The organism is uncultured Thermosynechococcus sp. (assembly GCF_937958135.1).
In the GTDB taxonomy this organism is placed as follows: domain Bacteria; phylum Cyanobacteriota; class Cyanobacteriia; order Thermosynechococcales; family Thermosynechococcaceae; genus Thermosynechococcus.
Genome location: NZ_CALGOG010000021.1, coordinates 1 through 10968, shown reverse-complemented (window position 1 = coordinate 10968; position 10968 = coordinate 1). Strand labels below are relative to the sequence as shown.

The 10968-nt window shown below is 53.2% G+C and carries 11 protein-coding genes and 1 pseudogene; 10 read left to right on the top strand and 2 right to left on the bottom strand.

Features of this window, described 5'->3' with window-relative positions; all coding sequences use genetic code 11:
- The first annotated feature begins 307 nt into the window (after positions 1-307).
- The 3 genes from Q0711_RS03125 to Q0711_RS03115 are packed head-to-tail and all read left to right on the top strand — an operon-like array spanning position 308 to position 3171.
- Entirely contained in the window at positions 308-1462 is a 1155-nt protein-coding gene (locus Q0711_RS03125; protein WP_298616237.1) for a Re/Si-specific NAD(P)(+) transhydrogenase subunit alpha, read from the top strand.
- A gap of 24 nt (positions 1463-1486) precedes the next feature.
- Positions 1487-1765 carry an NAD(P) transhydrogenase subunit alpha gene (locus Q0711_RS03120; protein ID WP_298616235.1) on the top strand — a complete coding sequence of 93 codons (279 nt, stop codon included), beginning with the start codon at positions 1487-1489 and terminating at the stop codon, positions 1763-1765.
- 5 nt (positions 1766-1770) lie between these two features.
- The gene (locus tag Q0711_RS03115) at positions 1771-3171 is read left to right on the top strand and encodes an NAD(P)(+) transhydrogenase (Re/Si-specific) subunit beta (protein ID WP_298616233.1); all 1401 of its coding nucleotides are present in this window, start codon (positions 1771-1773) and stop codon (positions 3169-3171) included.
- Here Q0711_RS03115 and Q0711_RS03110 read toward each other — a convergent pair.
- Entirely contained in the window at positions 3168-3884 is a 717-nt protein-coding gene (locus Q0711_RS03110) for an HAD family phosphatase (protein ID WP_298617020.1), read from the bottom strand. The two genes, Q0711_RS03115 and Q0711_RS03110, sit on opposite strands and share 4 nt — an antisense overlap.
- A 2-nt stretch (positions 3885-3886) precedes the next feature.
- Positions 3887-4810, bottom strand: a complete 924-nt coding sequence (trpC, locus tag Q0711_RS03105; protein ID WP_298616253.1) for an indole-3-glycerol phosphate synthase TrpC — start codon at positions 4808-4810, stop codon at positions 3887-3889.
- A gap of 102 nt (positions 4811-4912) precedes the next feature.
- On the opposite strand from trpC, the gene Q0711_RS03100 reads away from it, so the two are divergent.
- The 7 genes and pseudogenes from Q0711_RS03100 to Q0711_RS03075 all read left to right on the top strand — a co-directional run.
- A complete protein-coding gene (locus tag Q0711_RS03100; RefSeq protein ID WP_298976375.1) occupies positions 4913-6412 on the top strand; it encodes a cryptochrome/photolyase family protein in 1500 nt (499 codons plus the stop codon).
- 235 nt (positions 6413-6647) lie between these two features.
- Positions 6648-7817 carry a hypothetical protein gene (locus Q0711_RS03095; RefSeq protein WP_298617023.1) on the top strand — a complete coding sequence of 390 codons (1170 nt, stop codon included), beginning with the start codon at positions 6648-6650 and terminating at the stop codon, positions 7815-7817.
- Positions 7818-7886: 69 nt separating this feature from the next.
- A pseudogene (locus tag Q0711_RS03090) lies at positions 7887-8342 on the top strand (isoaspartyl peptidase/L-asparaginase); the annotation flags it as partial.
- A 49-nt stretch (positions 8343-8391) separates the two neighbouring features.
- Positions 8392-8571, top strand: a complete 180-nt coding sequence (locus tag Q0711_RS03085) for a hypothetical protein (protein ID WP_298617025.1) — start codon at positions 8392-8394, stop codon at positions 8569-8571.
- Positions 8572-8605: 34 nt separating this feature from the next.
- Positions 8606-8710, top strand: a complete 105-nt coding sequence (locus Q0711_RS11630) for a hypothetical protein (RefSeq protein WP_366519080.1) — start codon at positions 8606-8608, stop codon at positions 8708-8710.
- Positions 8711-8801: 91 nt separating this feature from the next.
- Positions 8802-9926: a transposase gene (locus Q0711_RS03080; protein ID WP_299041544.1), complete on the top strand. Its 1125-nt coding sequence runs from the start codon at positions 8802-8804 to the stop codon at positions 9924-9926.
- A 610-nt stretch (positions 9927-10536) separates the two neighbouring features.
- A partial coding sequence (locus Q0711_RS03075; protein WP_299041542.1) for a HEAT repeat domain-containing protein occupies positions 10537-10968 on the top strand: 432 nt, incomplete at its 3' end.

Here is a 10968-nt window from a genome sequence, read left to right as displayed (position 1 = left end):
TGATCCCAAATTAATCACAGGTTTAGCGATCATCCAAAAGGATGAAAAGGGGTAATTAAGTAAAAGTCCTCAGTGATAGTGTCAACATTTGTTACAAACATTACCGGGGATCATAAGACTTGTGGAGAACCCCTACGAAATGCTGACATTTCCTCGCATTCCTAGGGGGATCGCAGTAGGTTGAGGATCAGTACAGGACAGCGTGTGAATGTGTTGTGACGGTGTCGGGCTGTTATAAAAAAATGCCCTGATGAGCACACCAAAAGAATTGTTCTGTAAAGACTGCAAACCCTATCCAAGAGTGCCTATGAAAGTTGGGGTCGTTAAGGAACGCGAAGTGGGTGAACAACGGGTCGCCCTGATTCCCGAAGTTGTTGCCAAGCTGGTGCAGCAGGGGTATCACCTCTGTGTGGAGTCCGGCGCAGGAGATATGGCGCACTACAGCGATGATGACTACCGTGCCGCAGGTGCGGAAATTGGTTACTCCATTGAAGAGGTCTGGGGCGGTGTGGATGTGCTGCTCAAGGTTAGCCCGCTCCGCGATCGCGAGGTGGAGTGGATTCGCCCCGGTACAACGCTAATTGGTTTTCTCAATCCCCTAGGGAATCCATGGCAAATGCAGCACTTAGCAGAGCGACAGATTACTGCCTTTGCCCTTGAGTGTATTCCCCGTACAAGTCGTGCCCAGAGTATGGATGCCCTATCCTCCCAAGCGGCGGTAGCAGGCTATGCAGCGGTGTTATTGGCGGCGTCCCATTTGCCCCGCTTTTTTCCAATGCTGACGACGGCGGCCGGTACAATTCCCCCGGCCAAGGTCTTTGTCATTGGCGCAGGGGTAGCTGGCTTGCAGGCGATCGCCACCGCCCGGCGTTTGGGGGCTGTGGTTGAAGCCTTTGATATTCGCCCGGCGGTCAAGGAAGAGGTGCAAAGCCTCGGTGCCAAGTTTGTGGAAGTCAACCTTGAGGAGGATACCGTTGCTGCCGGTGGCTATGCCAAAGAGGTGTCTGAAGTGGCGAAGCACAAAACCCAAGAGGCGATCGCTACCCACGTCCACAGTGCCGATGTGGTCATTACCACCGCGCAAGTCCCTGGTAAACCTGCCCCTCTTTTGGTAACAGAACGCATGGTGGCCAGCATGAAACCCGGTTCAGTCATTGTGGATTTAGCCGCTGAGCAGGGGGGCAACTGTGCCTGCACCGAACCCGGGCGCGCCATTTGTCATCAGCGGGTCACCATTATTGGTCCAATCAACCTGCCCTCGACAATGGCCATGCATGCCAGTCAAATGTATGCCAAAAACATTTCAGCGCTCCTGAAGTACCTTGCCCCCAAGGGGGAATTGGTGTTGAACTTTGGCGATGACATTATTGATGCCGCTTGTATCACCCATGAAGGGCAGGTACGCAACCCACGGGTACTGCAACTGCTGCATCCTGCCCAAACCTTGGCCAAAACAGTTTAGAAATTTCCCTAGAGGGTTGGTTCCATGACAGATCCCATTCTTGTCGGTCTGATTATTTTTGTACTGGCCAGTTTCATTGGCTTTGAGGTGATTCATAAAGTCCCGCCCACCCTGCATACCCCCCTCATGTCTGGCTCCAATGCTATCTCCGGCATTGCGGTGATTGGGGCGCTGCTCCTGGCAGGCGGTGGGCAGACAACCTTAACGGTGGTCTTGGGAGTCATTGCGACGGTGCTGGCCACGATTAATGTGGTGGGCGGTTTTTTGGTCACGGATCGTATGTTGCAGATGTTTAAGCGGTAGGCACCATGGACTGGCTAACACGCACTGAAGAATTGAGCTATTTGGGCGCTGCAGCGCTTTTTATCCTCGGTTTGAAAAAACTGGGGTCTCCGGCTACGGCACGTCAAGGAAATCGCCTTGCCGCCTTGGGGATGTTAATAGCGATTGTGGTCACGCTCCTTGATCGTCAGATTGTTAGTTATACGGGCATCCTAGCAGCCATTGGCCTCGGCAGTGTCATTGGCGCGATTGCCGCCTACAAAGTGGAAATGACGGCCATGCCCCAGATGGTGGGGTTACTCAATGGTTTCGGAGGGGCGGCCTCTGCCCTGGTGAGCATTGGTGAATTTTGTCGCCTTGTAGCCGTGGGTGAGCCGCTGAGCGCCGGTACACTGGTCACAATTATCTTGGGGGTGCTGATTGGGGGCGTTACCTTCACCGGCAGCCTTGTGGCCTTTGGTAAACTTCAGGGACTGATTTCGGGGACACCGATCATTTTCCCGATGCAGCAGGCGATTAACCTCGGCTTACTGGTGGCCTTTTGGGTTGGCGGTGGGTTGGTTTGGCTAGACCCAAGTCAGCTGCCGATTTTCTGGGGCTTGGTGGCGATCGCCAGTAGTTTGGGGGTACTCTTTGTCCTGCCCATTGGCGGCGCCGATATGCCCGTAGTGATTTCCCTCTTGAACTCCCTTTCCGGGCTGGCTGCCAGTGCCGCCGGCTTTATTGTGGGCAACAGTATGCTGATTATCGCAGGTGCCTTGGTGGGGGCTTCGGGGCTGATTTTGACGCAGATCATGTGCAAGGCGATGAATCGCTCCTTAACCAATGTCCTCTTTAGTGGCTTTGGTAGTGCAACCCCTGGCAACAGGGAGGTAACTGCCCACGCTACGGCGAAGTCGGTACACACAATTGATCCTGAAGAAAGTGCCATGATGCTCGGCTACGCCAAGTCCGTTGTCATTGTCCCCGGCTATGGGATGGCGGTGGCTCAAGCGCAGCACAGTGTCAAAGAACTGGCGGATCAACTGGAGCGACTGGGGGTTGATGTCAAATATGCAATTCACCCCGTTGCGGGTCGCATGCCCGGCCACATGAATGTGCTGCTTGCGGAAGCCAATGTCCCCTACCCCCAACTCAAGGACATGGAGGAGATCAATCCAGAGTTTGAGCATGTGGATGTGGCGTTGGTGATTGGTGCTAACGATGTGGTGAATCCCGCTGCCCGCACCAACCCCAGTAGCCCTGTCTATGGGATGCCCATTCTCGATGTGGATCGGGCACGGCACACAATTGTGATTAAGCGCAGCCTCAATCCGGGCTTTGCCGGCATTGACAATGACTTGTTCTACAAAGACAAAACACTGATGCTTTTTGGCGATGCCAAGGAAGTGCTCAATCAACTCATTGCTGAGATCAAACACCTCTAGGAGGACATGGAGGGCGTGGCAGCCGTACTGCGCTCAAACACCGGCGCAATTTCCTCAAGGTCGAACTGATCAAGGCGATCCAGTACCCAATGGCAGCGACGCTGGAGCATGTGGAGAGGGTAGGTATGCGCTACCCCCAAAACTTTGACACCGGCCTCACGGGCAGATTGAATCCCCACGAGGGTGTCCTCAATCGCCAGACAATCAGCAGCCGTGAGATCACCCCCTAGGGCTTGCAAAGTTTCAACTGCACGGAGATAGGGGTCAGGGTAGGGTTTACCCCGTTCCACGCTTTCGGCACTGATAATGCAGTCCACAGTAAGGTTTCCCCGCTCAAGAGCTAACTCGACATCGGAGCGCAGGGCACCGGTGACAATGGCAATTTTCAATTGGGCAGCACGGAGTTTCTCCAGCAGGGCGATCGCCCCCGCAAAGAAGGGAAATGGTTCCATACTGGCCAAGCGTGCCCGGTAGGCGGCTGCCTTTTGTGCCACCAGTTTATCCAAATAGGCGGGAGTGACAGCCCGGCCGCGGCGACTGAGGAGGTTGTCTAAGCAGGCGCGATCGCTCCTTCCTAAGCAAAAGAGGTCATATTCTCCCCGCTGCGGGCGCACATTTTCTTGCAGTAGAATCTCCTCAACGAGGGCAGCATGGATCGCCTCATCGTCAAGGATCACGCCATTGAAATCCAACAAGATTGCCTTCAGGGGCATACCTAGCGCGCTAACTCTGGAAATAACTGCTGAATTCGCTTTTGCAGTTGCTCAGCCTCGCTCAGGTGCGCCATCTCCGCAGGGGGGCGCATTAGGGATTCTCCCACTAAAATGGCAGCGGCGCCCGCTTGCGTGACTCGTTCCACATCGGCGCGCTGATGAATACCGGATTCACTGACCACAAGGATGTTGCGATCGCGCAATTGCGCCCCGTAGGTAGCCAACAGCTTTTCAGTAGTGGCTAGATCAACCCTAAAGTCTGTCAGATTGCGATTGTTGATGCCCACAAGGCGCACCTCTTCAAGGCCTAAAACCCGCTCCATTTCCTCGGTCGTGTGTACTTCCACCAGTGCCGTCAGTCCTAAACCCTGGGCAATGCGCAGGAAATAGCGCAGATCGTCGTCAGAGAGGATGGCCGCAATCAGGAGAACAGCATCCGCGCCCCGTAACCTTGCCAGAAACATCTGGTAGGGGTAGAGGATAAAGTCCTTGCACAGTAGCGGCACCTCCACCACTTGGCGAATTTGGGCAAGGTACTCAAAACTGCCTTGAAAAAATTCACTGTCCGTCAGGACGGAAAGACAGGTCGCGCCAGCAGCAACATAGGCTTGGGCGATCGCCACCGGATTAAAATTGGGGCGGATAATCCCTTTACTAGGGGACGCTTTCTTGACCTCGGCAATCAGTGCCGGTTGGGTGACGGGGGCTTGCAGAGCCTCTAAAAAGGAGCGCACGGGTGGCGCATCGAGCACTTGGCGCTGCAACTCTGGCAAGGGCAGCACTTCCCGCAGTTGCTCTACCTCCTGTTCCTTGTGCCAAACGATTTTTTCAAGGATATTGCGGGGGGTATCATCGGCTACCGGTACTTGGTAGTGGAGATTGTGAACCGTCACAACAGGATTGGGGGGACGCCGACGAATTTGCATGATGAGTTTCGTATGCAGTGGCAACAGTTGAACACTAAGATAAACCACATTGACTGTAGCAAACCATCCTCCCCCCAGTTTTTATTCACAACGTGAGTCAAGATGACTATTGGCGTTTGGGTTTTAGGCGATCAACTGTGGCAGGGGCAAGCAGCCCTGCAAAGCTGTGCAAGCCCTGTGCCCGTCATCCTCATTGAGTCGCAAGGGTGGGCGAAACAGCGGCGCTACCATGCCCAAAAACTGGTGCTTGTCTGGTCGGCCATGCGCCACTTTGCCCAAGAACTTGAAGCGGCCGGTTGGCCGGTGACCTACGCGATCGCCCCCGACTTTGCCACCCCACTGCGGCAGTGGGTTGAAGCGCACCGAATCCATGAGCTGAGGATCATGCAGCCCAGCGATCGCCCCTTTCGGCATCTGATTGCCACCCTTGACCTGCCCTGTGCCATCAAGTTGTTGCCCAACAATCACTTTCTCTGGTCAGAAGCAGAATTTCAGCAGTGGGCCACAGGTCGCAAAACCTTGGTCTTGGAGTATTTCTACCGGGCAGGTCGCCAGCGGTTTCAGATTCTCATGGAGGGTAAAACGCCAGTAGGGGGCAAATGGAACTACGATGCCGAAAATCGCCAACCTCCGCCTACGCACCTCAAACCACCACCGCCCCTGCACTTTTCTCCCGATCAAATCACGCAAGAAGTGATTGAGACTGTGCGCCAAGGAAACTTTGACACCTACGGTCACATTGAACCCTTTTACTGGGGAGTTACTCGCACTCAAGCCCTGCGGGCGCTGGAAAACTTTATTGAGTACCGCTTGCCCCAGTTTGGCCCCTACCAAGATGCCATGGTTGTGGGGCAGGAGACCCTTTGGCATAGTTTGCTTTCCCCCTATTTGAACTTGGGACTCCTACAGCCGCAGGAGGTGATCAGTGCTGCTCTAGAGGCCTACCGCGAACGGCAGTTGCCCTTGAATAGCGTTGAGGGGTTTATTCGCCAAATCCTTGGCTGGCGGGAGTATATGTATGGCCTCTACCACTACTTTGGTGCCGAGTACGTTCAGCACAACTTCTTTCAGCATCGGCAACCCCTGCCGGCTTTCTTTTGGCAGAGCGATCGCACCTCGATGAACTGTCTGCGCCACGTTCTAGAGCAAATTGAGCGCACCGGCTATGCCCACCACATCCAACGGCTGATGATTCTTGCCAACTTTGCCCTCATTGCCGGTCTGTGCCCCCAAGAGGTGGAAACTTGGTTCCACAGCGTCTTTATTGATGCCTACGATTGGGTCATGCAAACCAATGTCTTAGGCATGGGATTGTTTGCCGATGGTGGGCTGCTGGCTTCTAAGCCCTATGCCGCCTCGGCCAATTACATTCAGCGCATGAGCAATTATTGCCAAGGGTGTGTCTATGATCCAAAGCAACGGGTGGGCGATCGCGCCTGTCCTTTTAATTTCTTTTATTGGCACTTTCTCGCCCGCCACCGCCAAGTTCTTAATTCTCAAGGACGCATGCATGTAATTCTCAAAAATATTGATAAATTTAGCCCCGCAGAAACAGCAGCAATTCAACAGCAGGTCGAGCAGTGGTATGCCGCAAATTCATAGACCGAGCAAATAAAAACTGTATCCCAGATAACACCCATTTCTTAAATCTCAACCAAGGCTGGGGAGCCTGTTATTCTCCGAAGATTTCAGGCATTTTGCCGCTGGTACCAACAAAACTTAACCAAAAGATAACCAAAAAATAATTTTCTCCTACTCTTAAGTCGGGATAATTTTAGTGAGGTAAAACGAAAGCAAAGTTTTCCCAAAACAATTCTTATTCTGGGGGACCACCAAAATGAATAAGGCAGTCAATGTTCAACTGTCCGCAGCCGCTACATTGGCCGATTTACCCTATTTTTCTTATCAAGTTTCCCCTGAAACCATCTCTGAAGAAGTAGCGGATGAGTTTCAACGTCGCCCTGAGCTACCCGGCGTGTTGGTGGTGGCCCGCGATCGCGTCATCGGCATGATCTCCAAGGTCAAGTTTTTTGAACGGATGAGTCAACAGTTTGGCCGAGATCTCTACTTGCCGCGCCCGATCAAATTGATTCCAGAAATTGCTGCGCCCACAGTGCTTCCCCTTGTCCTGATGGCGCGCACTCCCGTCGAAGAAGCTGTAGAACAGGCCTTAAGTCGGCCTCCGGCCTTTGTCTATGAACCCGTGGTGGTGCGTAGAGGCAAGCAACTAGTCCTGGTGGATATGCGGGCAATCCTGATTGCCCAAGCTCAAGTGTTGAGCAAGAAAAATCTCTTCATTCAGCAGCAGCACCTCCATACCCAGCAACTTCTTGAGAAGTTAAAGGTGGAAAAAGAGCGTAACCAAGAGTACGCAAAGCGTCTCGAAAGTGAGCTAATACGCACCCAACAAATGAATGAGATTCTAGAGCAGCAGGAGCGGTCTGTGCGCGAGCAAGCAGAGCGAATTGCCCAACTCAACCAGCGGTTCGTCTCCATTAGCCAAGTGCTCTCGCAACGGGGACAAAAAGCCTTTCAAGAAACCTTCATCGGCGTCAACCAAATTACGCAGCACACAGCGGACGTCTATCGTCTCAGCGAACGCCTGAAGCGGGATGTGGAAATTATTGACCAAGCCACCCATCAAATTGCGGAGATTACCCGTCAGGTGAAGCACCTTGCGGTACAAGCAGGCTTAATTGCCAGTCGTAGCGGCCAGCAGATGGCGGGGTTTGACTTTATTACTGAAGCCATTAACAAACTGGCCAACCAAGTGGTTTTGGCCAACCAGCAGGTGGAGGAAATGGCCAATCATTTTCGCCATCACATCCGCGAAGTGGTGCAGTCTACCGCCTCCGGTGAAAAAATCGCGCGATCGCTCCTCAGTCAAGTGGAAGACACGCAGCGAGCCATCCAAGAACTGCAAGCACTCCTGGATGCTGAGGAAGTCACGCCAGAGGATGAAGTCACCCCAGAGTATAAGGAGATGCCAACGGCTGCCGTTGCCTAAAGCGCTGGATTTAGGCCATCCCCACGGGGTATCTTGGAGCTAGAACTCCCTTAATTTCTAGGATTGAGGATGCCCCAACCCACTGTTATTCTCCATGGCGGCGCCGGCAGTTCGCTCCAAAACAAAGGCGGTCTTGTTCCCGTCCGCCGATCCCTGCATGCAATTGTTACCCAAGTGGTTCAATCCCTTAAAGAAGGGGCAACGGCCATTGAAGCCGTGGTTTTGGGGTGTCGGCTCCTCGAGGATGAACCCCGCTTTAATGCAGGGACGGGTTCTGTGCTGCAATCGGATGGTCAGATTCGCATGAGTGCGTCGCTGATGGATGGGCAGCAACAGCGTCTCAGCGGTGTCATCAATGTCTCACGGGTAAAAAATCCCATTGATCTTGCCCATTGGTTGCAACAGTGTCCCGATCGCATTCTCTCCGATGTGGGGGCAGCAGAATTAGCGCGTGAATTGCAGCTTCCTGTCTATCAACCCCTCACGGATCAGCGACTTTACGAGTGGCTTGAGGAACGCAAAAGCAAAATCGAGAGCAGGACAAGCATATGGTTTTAGGGAAACGTTATCACATTTGCGGATATCTGGCAAGCACCAAGCGGCGGATGGCAACCTCTTCCAGCAAATGGCTGCCCTGGGGCAGGAACTGATTGACCTGCACCTGTTGCGTGAAGTGGCACCTTCGGGAGTCAAGTACCAAGGGCAGGGTAGCAACCAAATTGAGTTTGTGCGCTATCAGGCGTGTGGAGATTAACAAAAATAAATACTTCGAGGGCATCACGACGGAAATGTGGGAATATCAAATCGGCGGTTACCAGGTGCTGGAAAAGTACCTCAAAGATCGTAAGAGCCGCTGCCATCGCCCGCACGGTGGAGATTCAGAATCAAGTTGACGATTTGTACTCACAGGTGGCGGCAAAGGTTTTGCGCAAGATTGCATTGATTCATCTATTATAGAGACATGATTCGTCTATTATGTTGTCCATGAAGCTGACATTGCAAACGCAACTGCTGCCCACACCTGATCAGGTTTGCGCACTTGAGGCGACCATGCGCGCATTCAACGCGGCAGCAGACTGGTTGGCAGGAGAGGCATTTACCAGAAAGACAGCCAATAAGCGTGCGTTGCACAAGCTGTTCTATCGAACCCTGCGCGAACGCTTCTCGCTCTCCGCGCAGATGGCGGTTCGCTGTATTGCTCAGGTATGTGAGGCGTACAAACGCGACAAGACCAAGCGTCCCCATTTCCGTCCGTTCGCAGCCATTCCCTACGATGAACGGCTGATGAGTTTCAAAAAACTGGAGCGTGTGGATGGGGAGCGTGTGAAGGGTGGGTCTGTGTCCCTGCTGACGCTTTTCGGCAGGATAGAGGTACCTTTCATCATGGGCTCCTACCAGGCCCAACGGTTTACTGCCGCCAAGGGGCAATGTGATCTCGTTCGACGCAAAGACGGCAAATGGTTTCTGCATTTAACCATCGAACTGCCAGACGGCACGAAGACGCCGGCAACCGACTTCATCGGCGTAGACTTGGGGGTAGCAAACATCGCCACGGACAGCGATGGAATACGATACTGCGGCGAAGTTGTAGAAGCCTGCCGTACTCGTAACCTTGATCTGAGGCGTAGCCTCCAGAAGGCGGCGGCCGGCCGGAAACGGCGCGGATTGCGTCCCAAGAACATCCGGCGCAAGCTCAAATCCCTTGCAGGTCGTGAAGCGCGATTCCGCAGGGATATAAACCATGTGATTTCCAAATCGCTCGTTAAGAAGGCCAAAGACAACGGACGCGGCATCGCCCTCGAAAACCTCAAGGGGATTCGCGGCCGGACACGGTTTCGCAAGGCGCAGCGGGCGAGGATGAGCAGTTGGGCCTTCCATCAACTTCGCGCCTTTATTGAGTACAAGGCAAAGCGTGAAGGTGTCGAAGTGATTATTGTCGATCCGAGAAACACGAGCCGCACCTGCCCGTGCTGCGGGCATATCGACAAGGCCAACCGCCCATCCCAAGCAGAATTCCGCTGCGTGAAGTGTGGACACACCGACCACGCAGATGTGAACGCGGCCCAGAACATCCGTTCCAGGGCCAGGGCACTTCTTGTCACCCCCTAAAGTCTCGGAACCGCAACTGAATTGCCAGGTTGCGTAGTACAGGGACAAGTGGGTGACTGTCACCCCGCCTAAAGTCTCGGAACCGCAACTGAATCGCCAGGTTGCGTAGTACAGGGACAAGTGGGTGATCCCTTGCCAACACTCCCGTAGGCACATTTGGATTGAGAGTCACCACTACGCGCAATGCAGAAGGAAATTGACAAGTTGTACTCACAGGTGGCGGCAAAGGTTTTGCGCAAGATTGCATTGATTCATCTATTATAGAGACATGATTCGTCTATTATGTCGTCCATGAAGCTGACATTGCAAACACAACTGCGGCCCAAACCTGATCAGGTTTGCGCACTTGAGGCGACCATGCGCGCATTCAACGCGGCAGCAGACTGGTTGTTCCTACGTTCCAAGGTGTTCTAGTACAGGCTTCTTGCATAGGAATTTTTCTTTATTGAAACTGTAGCGTATCTCACCAAGGACCGGGAAAGCAGGTGTGTGCAATCGAGCCAGAGCCAGGATATTCCCCATGTCTTATCTATTACGTTGATCCAATAATCCAATAGATAAGACTATCCACTATACTAATGGCTAATGGATCGACGTAAGGGAACCTCCCATGGTGAAACTATTGCCTTCAATTCCCAATCTTTTAACGAACTCACGGAATCCAACTCCTCGTTCTTTAATGAACTTGGCCAAGCGTCCTTCTTGGGAAGTCAGGGAACTCGTCTTACAAAATCCCAATGTGACTGCTGAGGTGTTATTTGTCCTTGCCTCTGACGAGGAGTTTTGGGTGCGTCAGTTGGTTGCTCGACACCCGAAAACCCCGGAGTCTGCCATGACATTATTAAGTCAAGACCCGTGTGATTTTGTGCGCGAGAGTCTGGCCACGAATCCCAATTGTTCTGCGGAACTTCTCAGACGGCTTGCCCAGGATAAATCCTATGTAGTCCGCAAATCTGTTGTCCAAAATCCCAACGTTACCGACGACATTCTTGCTCTTTTGGCCAAGGATTCCGACGATCGCGTGCGGAGGGCTGTGGCAATT